Raw genomic sequence first — 18,204 nt, forward strand, 5'->3', positions numbered from 1 at the left:
AATGGTACGCCCTACAGGGCTCGAACCTGTGACCTACGGCTTAGAAGGCCGTTGCTCTATCCAACTGAGCTAAGGGCGCATTGCGTGTCCCTTTCGGGAGCGTTGCGGGTTCGGATTATACGGGCAGACCGGGATGAGTCAATGGCTTTCGAACTCACTGCTTAATGCCTGAACAATTTGCAGATATTCCCGGGCTGCCTTGCAACGTTATGTGATCAGTATCGGCTATTTTTCGGATTTCAGCGCGGCAGCAATAACCCGCGCAGACGCATGATAAGCCACACCTTCGTAAGCCGTCAGTTCCGGTTGCAGCGTCTGTACGATGCCTTTTTTGCCGATAACGGCAGGCTGACCGATATAGACGTTCAGTTCTTCATCCAGAGCAGACACGGGATAAATGCTGTGTGCATCGGACAAAATCGCATCCACCAGCCGCGCTGTTGCCGTCGCGATACCAAAACTGGTCCAGCCCTTCCCCTGCAAAATCTCCCAGCCACCGCCGCGTACGGCATCGTCCATTTTTGCCCAGTCGACGTCACGATCGCCCGCCAGCTCCGCAACCGGACGGCCGCCGAGCGTCACGGTGCTCCAGGCGACAAACTGTGATTCGCCGTGCTCGCCCATCACATAGCCGGTCACGCTTTTCGGATCGACACCGAAAAACTCGCCGACCACACGTTTCATGCGCGCGGTGTCCAGCGACGTGCCGGTGCCGAACACCTGCGTATCCGGGAAGCCGCTGGTCTGCTGAATAATCTGGGTAATGACATCGCACGGGTTGGTGATATTAACAATCACGCCGCCAAAGCCGCTGGCGACCACGCGGGGAATGACCTCACGCACGGCGGCGCGGGTCTCGGCGAGTTCTTCGAGACGGTCTTCGCGCAGTAAGGTTTTCGGGCCGACGGCGATCACCAGCACATCGGCGTCATGCAGTTCGTGGTAATCATTGGCAATCACCTGCACCCGGGAGGCTGTCAGCGAGGCCATATCGCGCAGTTCCAGCGCCTGACTGGCCGCCTTCGGTTCATTTTCATCCAGCAAGACAATCACGTCACACAAGCCCTGCGTGACCAACGAGAATGCAACGTCAGCGCCCACATGGCCGGCACCGATGATCCCCACTTTGCGTGTCATTTATCGCTTTCCTTATGATTTAAAAAGAGTCATCTCTAAAATAGACACTTTTTTCGCCACTGTCTCAGGTTAAATTCTCACCCGCCCGTCATAAGTTATTCGCATTCAACGCCTGACAGCGTGCGCGGCTTCTGACAAAATAGGCGCATCCCCCTGCATTTATTAATTGATGGATTTTATCCCTGATGGCAGCAAAGATTATTGACGGTAAAACGATTGCGCAGCAAGTCAGAAGCGAAGTTGCGGCGCGTGTTCAACAACGACTGGCAGAAGGAAAACGTGCGCCAGGGCTGGCCGTGGTGCTGGTCGGTGAAAACCCGGCGTCACAGATTTATGTCGCCAGCAAACGCCGCTCATGCGAAGAAGTCGGGTTCATCTCGCGCTCTTACGATTTACCGGCCACCACCACTGAAGGTGAGTTGCTGGATCTGATCGAAAAACTCAATAACGACAGCGAAATCGACGGCATTCTGGTTCAGCTTCCGCTGCCTGCCGGTATCGATAACATCAAAGTGCTGGAACGTATTCACCCTGACAAAGATGTCGATGGCTTCCACCCGTATAACGTTGGCCGTCTGTGCCAGCGTGCGCCGACGCTGCGCCCTTGTACGCCGCGCGGCATTGTGACGCTGCTGGAGCGTTACGGCATTGATACCTTCGGGCTGAACGCTGTGGTGATCGGCGCGTCCAATATTGTTGGCCGTCCGATGAGCATGGAACTCCTGCTGGCTGGTTGCACAACGACCGTCACCCACCGGTTCACCAAAAATCTGCGCCATCATGTTGAGAACGCCGATCTGGTGGTGGTGGCGGTCGGTAAACCGGGCTTTATTCCCGGCGAATGGATTAAACCGGGCGCGATTGTCATTGATGTCGGTATTAACCGTCTGGAAAGTGGTAAAGTTGTCGGCGATGTGGAATATGATGCCGCCGCTGAGCGCGCTTCCTTTATCACACCGGTGCCGGGCGGCGTTGGCCCGATGACGGTCGCGACGCTGATTCAGAATACCTTGCAGGCGTGCGAGGAATATCACGACATCAGCGCCAGTAAGCCTTAAACAATTTGCACTACACAATAAGTCAGGAACACATGGAAACTTTCTTTCTCGAAAAACACCCGCACGTAGAACTGTGCGACCTGCTCAAATTTATGGGCTGGTGTGACAGCGGCGGTACCGCGAAAGCGGTGATTGCTGAAGGCCAGGTCAAGGTCAACGGCAAAGTTGAAACCCGTAAACGCTGCAAAATCGTTGCTGATCAGAACGTTGAGTTCGCCAGCAACAAAGTCGTGGTGAAAGCGTCCGCGTAATTTTACGCCGACGATGCACTGCAAAAGAAAATGCCCTGCAAGCGAAAGCTCACAGGGCATTTTTTTATCCTCAGCGCGGGCGCCTTACTGCTGTGTCACCCACAACACCGGCCATTCGCCGCCGCTGCTGTAGCCGTCACAGGCTGGCTCTGAAGCAAACGCCGCCAGCCGGAACTGTTTACCATCAAACACCCAGCGCGAGGAGACGCCACAATCGCCGACACCGCGCCCTTTATCGTACGTGGAGAGCATGCCGGTTTTCGGGTCAAAGTCAGCGTTAATCAGTTCCGGCGCCCCGTCGTCTTCGCCCAGTTTGAACGGCATGGTCAGCGCCAGATCGTCCATTTTATAAGGGGCCTGACGCGAGACCAGAAAACCTAACGCATAGAGGTTATAGGCGCCCATGTCGCAGTTGACGGTCATCAGCGCCTTGTCATTGCTCAGGGCAAAAATATGCACTTCGCGTTCGGAAGGGTCGAGACTGCAATCGTTATTTTCAATGGTCGTCGCGGCATTCTGGGTAATGGCTGAAATCTCAGAGTCAGATAACGCATGCGGTTCACTGAAACGCGGAAGCACTGGTGTCGCCGGGATCGGCGGAACGCTGCTGGCAGGTTTTGAGCCGCGGCTTATCCACGCCGTTTTGCTGCCGACGCGCCCCTGCTGTGCATCAATCGCCAGCAGCGCGGCTTTGATGCCTTTCAGGGAAATCGCCGGTCTGACCGGCTGAGACGGATCCGTTTTACCCGCCAGCTGGATACTGCTGCCTTCGCGGATCGCGGCGATGAAATCATTCACCACCAGACGGTTAGTGGTGGACAGGTGTTTTTTGCTGACATCCCATTCGCGGTGATTAAAGCTCAGCGTTTTACCGTTCATCTGCAGGCGGTTAGCCACCGGCGCTTCCGTCGTCTGTTCCTCACTGTTGCGCTGGAAATCAATGCTGACCGAGGCTTTGCCCTCCGGTCCGGCTTCACGGGTAATTTTCATCACCAGTTCCTGCCCGTCCTGTGAATTGCGGGCGGTACAGTGATTCAGGTTATCGCAGCTCAGTTGCCAGTCGTTATACATCGCCTGCAACGGCTCGGCCTGTGCGTTAAAAGCCAGCATTCCGGCCAGCAGGCATAAAGGGGCGGTTATCCATCTGCACATCATGATTTTCAGCTCTTTTCGACATTATCTTTCTGATAATAGCGTAACCGTCGCCACGACACTGCCAACAATGCAGCATTTTTTATTCGAAATTAGAAAGAGATACCCGGCCGGATTTGTTTTTTCGCAGACAATAATTTTTCATGACATATCAAATCCCAGAATGGTGACGCAGGGAAACTTTCAGTACACTGGCTGAGCCTATAACAAACAATAATGGCGCAAAGGATAAGATTCTTTTCTCTGGGAGATGCGGATGAAGTTATGGATATGGCTGATAGCGGTGCTGTCACTGCCCGCGCTGGCTGAAGAGCCGCCGCTGGTGTACACCGGTACGCTGGGCAAAACCAGCATTGTGATCGAACTGGATTTAAACAAACCTGACGAGGTCACAGGCCGTTATTTCTACCAGAAATACCGTCTGGATCTGCCGCTGAACGGTGCACTTGACGGTCAGGATCTGAAACTTCAGGAAGGGCTGGATGATTTTGACGATACGCCGCGCCCTGAACTTTCACTGACGAAAGATGAAAACGGCGGCTGGCAAGGCAGCTGGACTAACCCGCAGGGCAAAACATTACCTGTGACGTTGAAACCGGCGCAACTCCCGGCGACGGCGGCGGACGACGGGTATCTCAGTTCGCTGATCCACACCGATCCGTACGAGTATTTGCGTTTATCCGCACTGGAACTGAAAGCGGGAAAAAGCGAAAACTTTATGGGTTATCAGTTGCAATGGTGGACTGAACCGCAATCGAAAATCAGTTTCTTTGAGATTATTTCCGGTTATCCGGAAGCCAGCCTGCCGGCGATTAATCAGAAACTGCGCGCCCGTCTGTGGCAGGAAGTCAGTGGCTGGCATGCCTGTATGCTCGGCGCGAGCCGTTTTGGTCAGGGCGAGTACCGGCAGACCGTCACGCCGGAATACCTGAGTACCGACGTGGTCAGCATCAGCGTATTTACGACTTATGACTGTGGCGGTGCGCATCCTGATTTCGGTGAAGCTCCCGTCAATCTGAATGCGAAAACCGCTGACACCCTGACGCTGGAAGACGTGGTCTGGGTCGGCGAAGGCGCGCCGTTCCATTATCTGAACACGGAAGATCACGCGCTTACCGGCAAAAACGATGTCGATTTCGACACCTTTGCACAATACCGCGAAAAGGCGTGGGCGCCGTGGCTGGTCAAACAACTGACCGCCGCCTATCCGCAGCAGATGAAGAAACCGACTGAAGAAAGCGATGATGATTGCGACTATTCGGATCCGTCGGTGTGGCAGTTCCCGGCATGGTATTTCACGCAAAAAGGGCTGTATTTCGATCCGACCTTTGCCCGTGTCTTACGCTCATGCGAAAGCCCGGAATGGTCCGTACTGCCGTGGTCAGCCATGAAAGGTCATGCAGGCAGTACCGCCATCAACATGGAACACTGAGACAACAAAGGCACCGCCGGTGCCTTTTTCTTTGGTACGTTTCGCGACTCTTTTATGCCAGCCAGCCCTGAATCTGCGCGTATTGCAGCAGCATGATGGTTTTGCCATCTTTGATGCGACCGTCTTTGATCATCGCCAGTGCCTCGCTAAACGGCACTTCCAGCACGTCGATATCTTCGTCTTCCACCCCGCCACCGGCGTTCTGACGCTGTGACTCATCGTATTCTGCCGCAAAAAAATGCACGATTTCGGTCACGCTGCCCGGCGACATATAAGCTTCAAACAGTTTATCGACCTTGCCCACCGCAAAACCGGTTTCTTCGATGGCTTCTTTACGGATGCAGTCTTCCGGTGAATCGTTATCCAGCAGACCGGCGCAGGTTTCCAGCAACATACCGGTCGGGTTGCCGTTGACGTAGGTCGGCATACGGAACTGTTTGATCAGCAGCACGGTTTTTTTAGGGCGGTTATAGAGCAGGATGGTCGCGCCGTTTCCCCGGTCATACACTTCGCGGGATTGCGGCTGACGTTCGCCATTACGTTTGATTAAATCGTAGGTGTATTTGCGAAGAACATACCAGTTATCAGAGAGTAACTGGTTTTGAACGTTTTCGATTCTGGATGACTTGCCATCAGATGACATAAAGCGTGCCTCCGCTCAGAAGTGGTGAGAGAAGCCAGACATCATAGCGGCATTACACCGCGTCCGCCAGATTCAGCCGTGCTCAATCGCACGCAGAAGCTGTTCGCGGTGACGCTCAATCCATTTTGCATCCAGCGGCCCCCAGCTTGAGAGCTGATAGTAACCGTCATTGTTACGCACGCCCTGCTGGATAAATTCCAGTTCGACGCCCATTCCCGGCAGCGCTTTCAGCACATCCTGCAAGGTACGACGCGGCCAGCCGGTGATTTCCATCAGTTTCGGGACGTTCGGTTTTGGCTCATTATCCAGCAGCCAGCAAAGATAGAGACGGCGGGCGAATACCGAATTTAACATCAAACTCATCTGAACGGCTCCAGTGTGGGATAGACGACTGCGTGTCATAAAAAAGCAGGCAGTGAAAGCGTAGACGGTTTCAGCGAACCCGTCTGAGAGATAACCCTGTGTGCGGGGAGGCTTTTTTACATTATCTCCTTTATTTCTCCACGTTTTATGCAAGATGAACAGGTAAAGTGCATTGACGTAGAATACTACTCTAACACTTGCTCAGTCCCGCCGGGACAGTACCGCCTCTGAGAAGACACCGTCTCAGGGGATTTTTTTGTCAGATTCTGACGTTCTGTTTATTTGCTGATGTTAGTCACTCCCGCCTGAGTGACAACGAGGTTCCTGAAGCATGGCTAACTTTTTTATCGATCGCCCAATCTTTGCCTGGGTTTTAGCGATCATCATTTCGTTGTCCGGCGCACTCGCGATTTATTTTTTGCCGGTTGAGCAATATCCCGATCTGGCGCCGCCGAATGTCAGGATCTCCGCCACCTATCCCGGCGCATCAGCACAAACATTAGAAAATACCGTCACGCAGATTATCGAGCAGAACATGACCGGCCTCGATAACCTGATGTACATGTCCTCGCAAAGCAGTAACGACGGTAAATCACAAATCACCCTCAGTTTTACCGCCGGAACCGATCCGAATGAAGCGTTGCAACAGGTGCAGAACCAGCTGCAACAGGCACTGAAACGTCTGCCGCAGGATGTGCAGACCCAGGGCGTGACGGTGTCGAAAACCGGGGATACCAACCTGATGATGGTGGCGTTTGTTTCCACCGACGGCAGCATGGATAAGCAGGATATCGCCGACTATGTGGCCTCCAATATTCAGGATCCGCTGAGCCGCGTGCCGGGCGTCGGCAGCATCGATGCTTACGGTTCACAGTACGCCATGCGTATCTGGCTCGACCCGGACAAGCTGAATAATTACCAGCTGACCACCGCCGATGTGGTCACGGCAATTAAAGCGCAGAACAGTCAGGTGGCGGTCGGCCAGCTCGGCGGTGCGCCGTCGGTGGATTTTCAGGCGCTGAATGCCACCATTAACGCGCAGTCGCAGTTACAGACACCGGAACAGTTCCGACAGATCACGCTGAAAGTGAATCAGGACGGTTCGCAAGTCAAACTCGGCGATGTCTCCACCATTGGCCTTGGCGCAGAAAACTACAGTCTGCTCAGCCGCTATAACGGACAGGCCGCGTCAGGGATGGGCGTCAAACTGGCGTCCGGTGCCAACGAACTGCAAACCGATAAACTGGTGCGCGCCCGTCTTGAAGAACTCTCGCATTATTTCCCGCACGGGCTGAAAGCCGAAGTGGCGTACGAAACAACGCCTTTCGTGAAAGCGGCGATCACCGATGTGGTGAAAACGTTGTTTGAAGCCATCGTGCTGGTGTTCCTGGTGATGTATTTGTTCCTGCAAAACTTCCGCGCGACGCTGATCCCGACGATTGCCGTGCCGGTGGTGTTGCTGGGCACCTTCGCCGTGCTGCATCAGTTCGGCTACAGCATCAACACCCTGACGATGTTCGCGATGGTGCTGGCGATCGGCCTGCTGGTGGACGACGCCATTGTGGTGGTGGAAAACGTCGAGCGCGTGATGAGCGAAGAAGGTCTCAGCCCCAGAGAGGCCACGCGAAAATCGATGGGGCAAATCCAGAGTGCGCTGGTCGGTATCACCATGGTGCTGTCGGCGGTGTTCGTGCCGATGGCGTTCTTTGGCGGCACCACCGGCGCGATTTACCGCCAGTTCTCCATCACCATTGTCTCCGCGATGGTGCTGTCGGTCTTTGTCGCCCTGACACTGACCCCGGCGCTGTGCTCAACCATTCTCCAACCCATCGCGCAGGGACATCATCACGGCAAACGTGGCTTCTTCGGCTGGTTCAACCGCATGTTTGACCGCAACGCCCGTCGCTATGAAAACGGTGTGGCGCGGGTGCTGCGTAACAGCCTGCGTTACATGCTGGGCTATGCCGCGCTGGTCGCGGCGCTGGCGGTCATGTTTATCAAGTTGCCGACCTCATTCCTGCCGCTGGAAGACCGGGGTGTGTTTACCGTTCAGGTACAGCTTCCGCCAGGCTCAACGTTGCAACAGACGCAAAAAGTGGTGGAAAAGGTCGAGAAGTATTTCCTGACCGACGATAAAAAAGATGTGCTGTCGGTGTTCTCCACCATCGGTGCCGGTCCCGGCGGCAACGGCCAGAACGTCGCCCGAATGTTTGTGCGTCTGACCCCGTGGGATGAACGCACCGGCGCTGACGACTCCTCCTTCGCGCTGATCGAACGGGCGACCAAAGCCTTTAATAAGATCACCGAAGCCCGTGTTATCGCCAGCAGCCCGCCCGCCATCAACGGCCTCGGCAGCGCCACCGGCTTTGATATGGAATTGCAGGATCACGCCGGACTGGGGCATGACGCGCTGATGGCCGCACGCGATCAGTTACTGGACATGACGTCGAAAGACAGCAACCTGACCCGCGTCCGTCACAACGGTCTCGATGACAGCCCGCAGTTGCAGATTGATATCGATCAGGTGAAAGCGCAGGCCCTGGGCGTCGCCATCGCCGATATCAACAGCACGCTGAGCACCGCGTGGGGCTCAACCTACGTCAATGACTTCGTTGACCGTGGCCGCGTGAAGAAAGTCTACGTGCAGGCCGGCGCGCAATACCGCATGTTGCCGGACGATATCAACCGCTGGTATGTGCGCAATTCCGCCGGCACCATGGTGCCCTTCTCGGCGTTTGCCACCTCTTACTGGCTGACCGGCTCGCCACGTCTGGAACGTTACAACGGCTATTCCGCGCTGGAAATTGTCGGTGAACCGGCGACTGGCATCAGCAGCGGGACAGCGATGGATGATATGGAAAAACTGGTGGCTAAATTGCCGGTGGGGATTGGTCTGGAATGGACCGGTCTGTCGTATCAGGAAAGGCTGTCTGGCTCACAGGCACCGGCGCTGTATGCCATTTCGCTGTTAGTGGTCTTCCTGTGTCTGGCCGCATTGTATGAGAGCTGGTCCATTCCGTTCTCCGTGATGCTGGTGGTGCCGCTCGGCGTGCTCGGCGCGGTGATTGCCACCTGGATGCGCGGGCTGGAAAACGATGTGTATTTCCAGGTCGGGATGCTGACCATCATCGGTCTGTCGGCGAAGAACGCCATTCTGATTGTCGAGTTTGCCAATGATCTGAATGTACGCGGAAAAGAGTTGCTGGAAGCCACCCTCGAAGCCTCCCGAATGCGTCTGCGACCGATCCTGATGACTTCGCTGGCCTTCGTGTTTGGCGTACTGCCCATGGCGACCAGTATGGGTGCCGGTTCGGGCAGCCAGCACGCAGTAGGGACCGGGGTGATCGGCGGGATGATTTCGGCCACCGTGCTGGCGATCTTCTTCGTGCCGCTGTTCTTTGTGCTGATCCGCCGTCGCTTCCCGGGTAAAACGCCTCATCCGGTGATTGCCGATATCGTGGAAACCGTGCCAGACGGCCACAAATAACGGCCAACAAAAAAGGCGTTAATGTGAATTAACGCCTTTTTTATTATTGATTTACTGGCTGTGAGAATCGTCGCTAAATAGGACGTAATGGTCTTCCTGAACAAACGCTTTTTATAATGACGTGCTGACAGTGAGAATAAATCGTTTCTTTGCTTTGTCGGTAACGATGTGGGGCAATTACGCTTTCAACATACGGTCGATAAAGTCTTTCCAGTTGCCTAACTCTTGCTCTAACATTTTACTCCCCTTGATTGGACGCGGGCATTATACGTCTAATTTTTGACCGTGTAAAAACGCCGTTATTATTTTTTAAGCACGATCACAATCCCGCCCCGTCTGGATCCCGCCGGCGTTTTGCCTCATTATGTGTCTTATCCTTACGCCCGTTAACAGACGGGGGAAAAGTTCTTATTTTACTGACAGGTTACGTTTTTCTATGGCAACGACTTCCGCTCCAGGTTCTTTTATTCTCTACGGCATAAAAAATTGCGATACCGTTAAAAAAGCCCGCCGCTGGCTGGAAGAAAATGCGGTTGACTACCAGTTTCATGATTACCGGGTCGAAGGGCTGGATGACGCGTTGTTGCAGACCCTGTTGAACAAACAAGGCTGGGAAGCGATGCTCAACACCCGTGGCACCACATGGCGCAAACTTGATGACGCCACGCGCGCAGCCTGCGATAACGAAGCCAGCGCCAAAGCCGTGATGCTTGAACAGCCCGCAGTCATCAAACGCCCGTTTTTACTGGCTCCGGACGGCCAGTCTCTGCTGGGATTCAAACCCGAAAGCTATCAGCAATTCCTTGCACAGGTGAAATAACATGAGTTGTCCGGTTCTCGATTTAGCCCAACAGTTAATCCGCCGCCCTTCCCTCAGCCCGGACGATGCAGGCTGTCAGGACATTATGATTGCCCGCCTCGAAGCCATTGGTTTTCACGTTGAGCCGATGCATTTTGGCGATACGCTGAATTTCTGGGCAACCCGTGGCGAAGGCCAGACGCTGGCTTTCGCCGGACACACCGACGTCGTGCCAACCGGCGATCACAAACTGTGGGTCACCGGCCCGTTTGAACCGACCCTGCGCGACGGCATGTTGTACGGTCGTGGCGCGGCAGATATGAAGGGTTCACTGGCGGCGATGGTGGTGGCAGCGGAACGTTTTGTCGCCGCGAACCCGAATCATCAGGGGCGTCTGGCGTTTCTTATCACTTCGGATGAAGAAGCCAGCGCCGTCAACGGCACCGTCAAAGTGGTTAACGCGCTGATGGCACGTCACGAGCGCCTCGATTACTGTCTGGTCGGCGAGCCTTCAAGCACCACCCGCGTCGGTGATATCGTCAAAAACGGCCGCCGCGGTTCCATGACCGCTAATCTCCACGTTCATGGCGTTCAGGGCCACGTCGCTTATCCGCATCTGGCAGATAATCCGGTACACCGCGCGATGCCTGCGCTGAACGAACTGGTGGCGACCGTCTGGGATAATGGCAACGAATTCTTCCCGCCGACCAGCATGCAAATCGCCAACATCAACGCCGGTACCGGCAGCAATAACGTCATTCCCGGCGAACTCTATGTGCAGTTCAATTTCCGTTTCAGCACCGAACTGACCGATGACATCATCAAACAGCGCGTGGCGGAATTGCTGGATCGCCATAACCTGCAATACACCCTGAACTGGGTGGTGTCCGGCCAGCCGTTCCTGACATCACGCGGTGCGCTGGTGGATGCCGTGGTCAATGCCGTGCGTCACTACAGTGAAATCACCCCGGAGCTGCAAACCACCGGCGGCACTTCCGACGGGCGTTTTATCGCACTGATGGGGGCGCAGGTGGTCGAACTGGGGCCGGTCAACGCCACCATCCACAAAATCAATGAATGCGTCCATGCCGCCGATTTGCAGGTGCTCAGCCGCATGTATCAGCGCATTATGGAACAGCTGGTCGCATGATCAGCCCCGAAATGCTGACCGGGCGCTCTGCCGCGCATCTGGTGACTCTGGGAGACGGCCCGCACCGCTTGCAGCAAGACGCGGCGCTGGCATTCGAAAAAATGCGTCAGGCCGCCCGTCAGGCCGGATTTGATTTGCAACCCGCCAGCACCTTTCGTGATTTCGATCGGCAACTGGCTATCTGGAATGGCAAATTTCGCGGCGAGCGACCAGTATTAGATAAGAACAGTCAGCCGGTGGAGATCAGCTCACTGACCACACCGGAACGTTGTGAACTGATCTTGCGCTGGTCGGCGTTGCCGGGCGCAAGCCGTCACCACTGGGGCAGCGATCTGGATGTGTACGATCCTTCGCGCTTACCGGCGGGTCAGTCCCTGCAACTGGAGCCGTGGGAATATGAAGAAGGCGGATATTTTTATCCGCTTAACCAATGGATGACAGCCCACATGGCGGAATTTGGTTTTTACCGGCCGTATGCCAAAGACCGTGGCGGCGTGGCTGTCGAGCCGTGGCACCTGAGTTTTCGTCCGCTGGCGGCGGAGTGCGAGAGATTGCTCACTCCGCAGGTATTAATCAGCGCCTGGGCCGGGAAAGACGTGGCCGCCGCTGACTGGTTAGCCCGTCAGATGCCGGTCCTGTTCCCGAGATTTATCGCCCTCTTACCCCTTTAAGGAGCACACCATGGAGTGGATTAAAGATTACTGGTGGATCGTTCTGATCATTCTGGTCGGCATGTTCATCAGCGGCATCAAAGAGCTGAACCGCGTAGATGTGAAGAAATACCTGAAAGATAAACCCGAAATCCCGCCACATCGCGACAACAATGCGCAGTGGGATGACGAGGATGACTGGCCAAAGAAAAAGTAATGTCCCTGCGGTAATTCCTCTGCGTTAATCAATATTAGTCGGCGGGTAATGTAGCCATTCTCCGCCGATTGACTTTCTCTCCTCCCGTTATCATGCAACGTGAAACCGATGCACGGAGAGAACAAGTCCTTTGCAAACACTACACATCCCCCACCCTGATCAGGCCGTGTCTGGCGATCCCGACACGTCGCAATTTCTGGGGCTGGCACCTTTTTTACGCATGAGTATTGCGGGCGACGAATGCACGGCCATCGCGCAGGATCTGGTGACCCGCGCTCAGCAAAATCCTGACGACGCCGTGCTGTGGATGAATCTGTCCACCGTCATGCTGTGCCTGCAACGCACCGAACTGGGGCTGACGATCCAACATCAGGCGCTGGCGATGCAGCAGGTTTATACCCTGAACGCCGCGCTCAGGCCCGCCAAAGTCCGCGTGCTGATGCTGATGGTGCCCGGGATCTTGTCGGCCAATGTGCCGCTGGATTGCCTGCTGGAAAACAGCGACGTCGAGCTGATTTATTACTACATCACGGCGGATGCGCCGTTCGAAGCGCCGATCCCTGAACACGATTTGCTGATGGTGGCGATCAGTGCCACTGACGACAATCTGTTCCTGTTACAGCAGCTTGAAAATGTCACCCGTCAGTGGCCGGTGCCGGTGATTAACGCGCCGCAGCATATTCCGAATTCTGAACGCCATACCGCCAGCCGCCTGTTGCAGAACAAGCCGGATCTGGTGATTGCACAGGCGCATCCGGTGACGTTTTCGGCGCTCACGGCGGTTGCGGCAGGCGAAACCAGGCTGCGAGATACGCTGGCGGACAGCGATTATCCGGTGATCCTGCGCCCTGCGGGTTCGCACGGCGGTCACGGTCTGGAAAAAATCACCCGCCGGGAAGAACTGGCGGACTACCTGACCCGTGTACAGGTGGACGATTATTTTCTGTCGCAGTTTATCGATTACAGCAATGAAGACGGCCAGTTCCGCAAGTACCGTATTTCGCTGATCGACGGCGTGCCTTACGCCTGCCATATGGCGATTTCCTCTCACTGGATGGTGCATTACGTTAACGCGTTCATGTACGAAGACCCGAAAAAGCGTGAGGAAGAAGCCGCATTCCTGAATCACTTCGCCGCATTCGCCCGCCGTCATCAGCAGGCATTACAGGCGATTTACGACACCACGCAGCTCGATTATCTCGGCATCGATTGCAGCGAAACCCCGGACGGCGAATTGCTGGTCTTTGAAATTGATCCGGCAATGGTCATCCACGCGATGGATCTGGAAGTGATGTTCCCGCACAAACAAATCCATATGAATAAAGTTAAAACAGCATGTCGCGATCTGTTGTTATCCCGTGCCTTTGCGCACACCGACACATCAGCTGATGCGTTAAAAGGACAAGCATAAACATGATTTCACGTAACGCCCTGAACTTCTCCGGTGGCCCCGGCGCATTGCCGGAAGTCGTTCTCGCACAGGTTGAAGCGGCGATCAAAGAAGTCCCGGAAGTGGGCCTGTCGATCCTCGGCATCAGCCACCGTTCAGACTGGTTTGCTTCCATTGTGGAAGAAACTGAAAACAACATCCGCACCCTGCTCGGGTTGTCGAAAGATTTCCATATCCTGTTCCTGCAGGGCGGCGCGACGCAGCAGTTCTCGATGGTGCCGATGACCTTGCTGCGCGGTCAGAAACATGCCGCAGAATATCTCGATACCGGTTACTGGAGCAGTAAAGTGGTCACCGAAGCGCGTCGCGAAGGGCCGGTAAAAGTGTTGTGGAGCGGCGAGTCATGCGGATTTAACCGTCTGCCCACGGACGACGAACTGGCGTTTTCGCCGGACGCGCCGTATCTGCATTACGTCTCGAATGAAACGGTGGAAGGCTTACAGTTCCAGCGTGTACTGGGCCGTGACGATGTTCCGCGCGTCTGCGATATGTCCTCTGATTTCCTGTCCAAACCCTGCGATGCCAATAAGTTTTCGGTGATCTACGCCCACGCGCAGAAAAACATCGGCCCGGCGGGCGTCACCATCGTGCTGGTGCACGATACCGTGGTGAAAGCCTCTTCCGATGAACTGCCGTCATTCCTCAACTACCGCCGTCAGGTGGAATCGCATTCCAACCTCAACACGCCGCCGGTGTTTGCGATTTACGTGGTGCTGCTGGTGACCCGCTGGTTACTTAACGATGTCGGCGGTCTGGACAATATGGAACAGACTAACCGCCATAAAGCCGAACTGTTGTACGCCATGCTGGATAACAGCGACGGTTTCTACAATGGCTGGAGCAGCAAAGCGGACCGTTCACAAATGAACGTCGCCTTTAAACTGCCTGATGAAACGCTGGAGAAGAAATTCCTGGCGGAAAGCCATGAAGCCGGTTTCTCGGGGCTGGCGGGTCACCGCGCAATTGGCGGTATCCGTGCGTCTATCTACAACGCCCTGTCGCTGCCAGCGGCTGAAAAGCTGACGAACTTTATGGATGATTTCATGCGGAAAAACCGCGCGTAACCGCCATCCGGCAGACATAAAAAAACGCCCCCCGGTTGTGATGCAACCGGGGGGGCGTTTCTTTTTAAAAATCTCGACAAAATCAGCGCAGATGTGATTTCGGCTCATAATTCTGTAAATGAGCAATGGCGGTGTTGATCATATGCGAATCCAGTCCGTGGGCCATACCGGCCTGCAAATCCAGAGTACAGTCACAGCCCAGAGACTTCAGACGTTCTGCCGCACTTTTCGACTGGAACGGATTGATCACCGGATCCTGCTCGCCATGAATGAAATGCACCACCGTACCGGCGGCAATCGGTTTTTCAGGCAGGGATGAAAAACGGCCGCTGAACGCGATAATGCGCGACGCCAGATGCTCTTCCACTTTCGTCGATTCCAGCGCCATGATGGTGCCCTGCGAGAAGCCGACTAAGGTGGTGTGCTCCGGCGTAACACCGGTTTTCTGCTGCCAGTCACGGACAATCTGCACAAACGCAGGCATCGCGGCATCCACACGCGGCTGACGGTTTTGTTCGGTCACGCCCTGTACGGAAAACCACTGGAAACCCCGGCCAAAATCACAGATATCCGGACTGCCGACGCTGATCACCTGCGCCTGCGGAAAGGAAACAGCGAAAAACTTACCGATTTCCCCCATGGAAATCGGGTTATCACCCACGCCATGAAACAATAAAATCAGCTGGTTAGCCCTTTCTTCCGGCTGCTGGACGATAATCTGTTCTGAGCTCATGGCTCTCTCCCGTTGTCGATGTATGGGTTCACTATACGCCGCCTGCCGGTCAGTGAAATCGGGTTTTATTGAACGAGTCTTTCCATTTTTTGCAATGAAACCGCGGCGTTATCCGGCAATGCCCGCCTCGTTCAGCGCCTGCTGCGCTTCCTCACGCCAGCGCGACACCAGCGCCTTACGCCCGGAAAGCCGCAAACGTTGCACGATATCGGCCACGCTTTGCCCCTGTTGCAGAGACGCGCGCAACGCGGTCAGCGGCAATGCGCTGTGCAGCAATACGCGGTTCAGCGCAGGCAGGCTGCTTACCAGCGGACGATGCGCACAGGCAAAACCGCTCAGTTCACGCCAGTCCGCCGCATCAGGCTGCGTTTCCCCGCCGGGATCCAGCGGCAGGGTTAACGCCACCTGCGGCGCCAGCCAGCGCCAGTCACGGTTGAGCTGAGATTCTGCACTCTCTGCCAACGCCCGCCCCGCCGCACTCAGCGGTAATATTGCCATCGCGGCATAACATCCGCTGCTCGCTTCTTTCTGCATGCTGATGCGCACCAGCCGGAATCCGGCCTGTTGCCACAATGCCGCCAGTTCCGGCGTATAGCCAAAACTGACTGACAGGAAATCCAGCCCTGCCTGCTGCGCACGCTGTTTTTGCTCTGCTAACAACTGCCGGGCAATGCCCTGACGGCGAAACGCCGGATGCACCGCAATCCGGCTGACACGCCGCGAATGCATCACGGCCGCCTCCGGGAAACCCGCATGGGCAGCCAGAGACTGCGCCACCAGATTGCCACGCGGACGTCGCCTGCCCGCCCAGACGTCCTGCGCCAGTGCCGGACTCAGCCCGCCTTCATCCACCAGCCACAACGCGCCGGTCAGTGTGCCATCCTGTCGTGATGCGCTAAACGTCATGCCCGGCGCATCCAGCAGACGGCGCAGATCCAGCGGTGACGTGCGGTAATGCGCGCTGGTCAGCAGCCCGTAGAAATCCCGCAACAGCGCCGGTTCGCTCAGCCAGTCGTCCGCGTTGATCGGGACTATTTCCGGGAGCCCGACTGTTTTCTGCGCATCGGGCAGGTGCTCGTCAAACAGCAATAATTCGCTGATCAGCGGCTCAAGCGTATCGGAAGATGACCAGCGGACCGGTGCGCTCAGACGCAGGTCATGCCACTGCGGCAAAGACGCACAAAATTTCAGTAAGAATCCGCGCCCGGTGCCTTCGTAACCTTCCACCGTGGTGGTCAGCAATACACGCGGAAAAGCGGCAATCATCTCTGTCAGCATCGGGGCGGGGATCGCGGCCGCCTCATCAATAATCAGCCAGTCAGCGCCGGTCACCGCCCCTTCGCGGCACAGCGACAGCAACGCATCGGGCGCGATAAAACGCGCAGAGTCTGCGGGCTGATTAAGTATCTGGCTGGCCGACGCCTTAGCCGGGGCCGTCACCCAACAGGTGCCCGGCCACTGGCGGATCAGCATGCCCGCCAGCGTCGATTTGCCACGGCCACGCGGCGCGGTCAGTACCCACACGCCGGATTGCGCCTGCATCAGCTGATGCAAAATCTGCGATTGTCCCGGCGTCGGCTGGCCGTCGGGCGGCTGCCAGTCCGGCGCATCAGGCAGGGGCGCGATGTCGCACGATCCCCCCTGACGGCAGATCGTGACGCTGTGGTGGTGTTCCAGCAATGACTGGAGACGGCGGATAAAACGCGGCGTCGGGATTGCCTGTGGCTGTTCGCTCCAGCGCAGGCTGTCGGCGTCAGGCTGATCTGCCCAGACCAGCCATGACGGCACCAGCAGGATTAGCCAGCTTCCGGCTTTCAATGTGCCTGACAAAGCCGCCAGCGCTTCCACGTTCAGGCCGTGACGGGCATCAAACACACCGTGCAAAATATCCTGTCCGAGCAGGGTGTGCGCCGCAGAGGGCGCGCAGGAAGTGACATCAGCGGGGGGTGAATCGCTCAGCCAGCGCCAGTCGCCGGGGTGCCGGGCAGAAAACAGCACGGCCTGTTGTTCACACCACTGCGCATCGCCACTGAACACCAGCACACGCCGGACGCCCTGACGCTGCATCTGTTGCTGTCGCGACGTCGCTGACATATCAGGTTTTCCCGACAATCATCGATAACAGACCGGCAGCAATCAGCGGCCCGACCGGCACACCTTTAAACAGCGCCACGCCGAGCACGGTGCCCACCAGCAAACCCGCCACCAGATGCGGCTGCGTGCCCATCAGCGTCAGGCCGCGTCCGCCCAGCCACGACACCAGTACGCCGACCAGAATGGCGGCTATCGATTTCCAGTGGAAGAAGGAGTGCACGACGGTGCTGGCACTGATTTTGCCGCTGGCAATCGGTGCCATCACGCCAATGGTCAGAATAATAATGCCGATGGTCAGGCCGTATTTTTCTATCCACGGGAAAAAGCTGTTCAGCGGGGTGATGCGTACCGTGAGAAGGAAAAACATGGCGAGAGTGACGGCGCTGTTATGGCTGATAATGCCCAGTCCGGCGAAGACAAGTAAGATCAAAAGGGTTGGATCGAGAAAAGCCATGGCGTTCCCAGCGGTTCAACATGAAAGATAAAAGAGAGGCTCAGGGAGCCTCTCTGGATCGGTCATTGAT

18 protein-coding genes and 1 tRNA gene are annotated in these 18,204 nt (G+C 56.0%); 10 read left to right on the plus strand and 9 right to left on the minus strand.

The window, feature by feature from the left end; genetic code table 11:
• Nucleotides 1–2: 2 nt before the first annotated feature.
• Together J9880_RS01960 and J9880_RS01965 are read right to left on the minus strand one after the other, a co-directional pair.
• A tRNA-Arg gene (locus tag J9880_RS01960) sits at nt 3–79 on the minus strand.
• Nucleotides 80–225: 146 nt separating this feature from the next.
• Complete coding sequence (locus J9880_RS01965; RefSeq protein WP_131692669.1) at nt 226–1,137, minus strand: L-lactate dehydrogenase; 912 nt, start codon at nt 1,135–1,137, stop codon at nt 226–228.
• A gap of 185 nt (nt 1,138–1,322) precedes the next feature.
• Between J9880_RS01965 and folD the strand changes: the two genes are divergently transcribed.
• Both folD and ybcJ read left to right on the plus strand, forming a co-directional pair.
• Nucleotides 1,323–2,195 carry a bifunctional methylenetetrahydrofolate dehydrogenase/methenyltetrahydrofolate cyclohydrolase FolD gene (folD, locus tag J9880_RS01970; RefSeq protein WP_095925051.1) on the plus strand — a complete coding sequence of 291 codons (873 nt, stop codon included), beginning with the start codon at nt 1,323–1,325 and terminating at the stop codon, nt 2,193–2,195.
• A gap of 32 nt (nt 2,196–2,227) precedes the next feature.
• Nucleotides 2,228–2,446, plus strand: coding sequence for a ribosome-associated protein YbcJ (gene ybcJ, locus J9880_RS01975; RefSeq protein ID WP_095925050.1), 219 nt, complete (start codon nt 2,228–2,230; stop codon nt 2,444–2,446).
• 84 nt (nt 2,447–2,530) lie between these two features.
• Here ybcJ and J9880_RS01980 read toward each other — a convergent pair whose 3' ends face one another.
• Nucleotides 2,531–3,601 carry a DUF1176 domain-containing protein gene (locus J9880_RS01980; RefSeq protein WP_232770015.1) on the minus strand — a complete coding sequence of 357 codons (1,071 nt, stop codon included), beginning with the start codon at nt 3,599–3,601 and terminating at the stop codon, nt 2,531–2,533.
• A gap of 253 nt (nt 3,602–3,854) precedes the next feature.
• Here J9880_RS01980 and J9880_RS01985 point away from each other — a divergent pair, with 253 nt between their 5' ends.
• Complete coding sequence (locus tag J9880_RS01985; protein WP_232770016.1) at nt 3,855–5,030, plus strand: hypothetical protein; 1,176 nt, start codon at nt 3,855–3,857, stop codon at nt 5,028–5,030.
• 52 nt (nt 5,031–5,082) lie between these two features.
• On the opposite strand, the gene nudK is transcribed toward J9880_RS01985, so the two are convergent.
• Complete coding sequence (nudK, locus tag J9880_RS01990; protein WP_095925047.1) at nt 5,083–5,673, minus strand: GDP-mannose pyrophosphatase NudK; 591 nt, start codon at nt 5,671–5,673, stop codon at nt 5,083–5,085.
• Between the two features lie 72 nt (nt 5,674–5,745).
• Nucleotides 5,746–6,036, minus strand: coding sequence for a winged helix-turn-helix domain-containing protein (locus tag J9880_RS01995; protein WP_095925046.1), 291 nt, complete (start codon nt 6,034–6,036; stop codon nt 5,746–5,748).
• Nucleotides 6,037–6,367: 331 nt separating this feature from the next.
• On the opposite strand from J9880_RS01995, the gene acrD reads away from it, so the two are divergent.
• The gene (acrD, locus tag J9880_RS02000; RefSeq protein ID WP_095925045.1) at nt 6,368–9,523 is read left to right on the plus strand and encodes a multidrug efflux RND transporter permease AcrD; all 3,156 of its coding nucleotides are present in this window, start codon (nt 6,368–6,370) and stop codon (nt 9,521–9,523) included.
• Nucleotides 9,524–9,700: 177 nt separating this feature from the next.
• On the opposite strand, the gene ypfM is transcribed toward acrD, so the two are convergent.
• Nucleotides 9,701–9,760, minus strand: coding sequence for a protein YpfM (gene ypfM, locus J9880_RS25170; protein WP_152328030.1), 60 nt, complete (start codon nt 9,758–9,760; stop codon nt 9,701–9,703).
• Between the two features lie 199 nt (nt 9,761–9,959).
• Between ypfM and J9880_RS02005 the strand changes: the two genes are divergently transcribed.
• The 6 genes from J9880_RS02005 (at nt 9,960) to J9880_RS02030 (ending at nt 14,853) form a co-directional block, all read left to right on the plus strand.
• Nucleotides 9,960–10,343, plus strand: coding sequence for an ArsC family reductase (locus J9880_RS02005; RefSeq protein WP_232770017.1), 384 nt, complete (start codon nt 9,960–9,962; stop codon nt 10,341–10,343).
• Nucleotide 10,344: 1 nt separating this feature from the next.
• Entirely contained in the window at nt 10,345–11,472 is a 1,128-nt protein-coding gene (gene dapE / locus J9880_RS02010; RefSeq protein ID WP_119826703.1) for a succinyl-diaminopimelate desuccinylase, read from the plus strand.
• Nucleotides 11,469–12,143 carry a M15 family metallopeptidase gene (locus J9880_RS02015; protein ID WP_119826705.1) on the plus strand — a complete coding sequence of 225 codons (675 nt, stop codon included), beginning with the start codon at nt 11,469–11,471 and terminating at the stop codon, nt 12,141–12,143. The genes dapE and J9880_RS02015 overlap by 4 nt, the downstream gene beginning before the upstream one ends.
• A gap of 10 nt (nt 12,144–12,153) precedes the next feature.
• Nucleotides 12,154–12,339, plus strand: coding sequence for a YpfN family protein (locus tag J9880_RS02020; RefSeq protein WP_095925041.1), 186 nt, complete (start codon nt 12,154–12,156; stop codon nt 12,337–12,339).
• A gap of 130 nt (nt 12,340–12,469) precedes the next feature.
• Nucleotides 12,470–13,750 carry an ATP-grasp domain-containing protein gene (locus J9880_RS02025; protein ID WP_232770018.1) on the plus strand — a complete coding sequence of 427 codons (1,281 nt, stop codon included), beginning with the start codon at nt 12,470–12,472 and terminating at the stop codon, nt 13,748–13,750.
• 2 nt (nt 13,751–13,752) lie between these two features.
• Nucleotides 13,753–14,853 carry a phosphoserine transaminase gene (locus tag J9880_RS02030; protein WP_131692673.1) on the plus strand — a complete coding sequence of 367 codons (1,101 nt, stop codon included), beginning with the start codon at nt 13,753–13,755 and terminating at the stop codon, nt 14,851–14,853.
• Nucleotides 14,854–14,935: 82 nt separating this feature from the next.
• On the opposite strand, the gene ypfH is transcribed toward J9880_RS02030, so the two are convergent.
• The 3 genes from ypfH to J9880_RS02045 form a co-directional block, all read right to left on the minus strand.
• On the minus strand, nt 14,936–15,586 hold the full coding sequence (ypfH, locus tag J9880_RS02035) for an esterase (protein WP_095925038.1): 651 nt from the start codon (nt 15,584–15,586) through the stop codon (nt 14,936–14,938).
• Nucleotides 15,587–15,694: 108 nt separating this feature from the next.
• On the minus strand, nt 15,695–17,680 hold the full coding sequence (locus J9880_RS02040) for a tRNA(Met) cytidine acetyltransferase TmcA (RefSeq protein WP_232770019.1): 1,986 nt from the start codon (nt 17,678–17,680) through the stop codon (nt 15,695–15,697).
• A gap of 1 nt (nt 17,681) precedes the next feature.
• A complete protein-coding gene (locus tag J9880_RS02045; RefSeq protein ID WP_095925036.1) occupies nt 17,682–18,134 on the minus strand; it encodes a DUF441 domain-containing protein in 453 nt (150 codons plus the stop codon).
• Nucleotides 18,135–18,204: the final 70 nt, after the last annotated feature.

Origin of the sequence: Rahnella victoriana (assembly GCF_021276285.1) — a bacterium.
In the GTDB taxonomy this organism is placed as follows: domain Bacteria; phylum Pseudomonadota; class Gammaproteobacteria; order Enterobacterales; family Enterobacteriaceae; genus Rahnella; species Rahnella victoriana.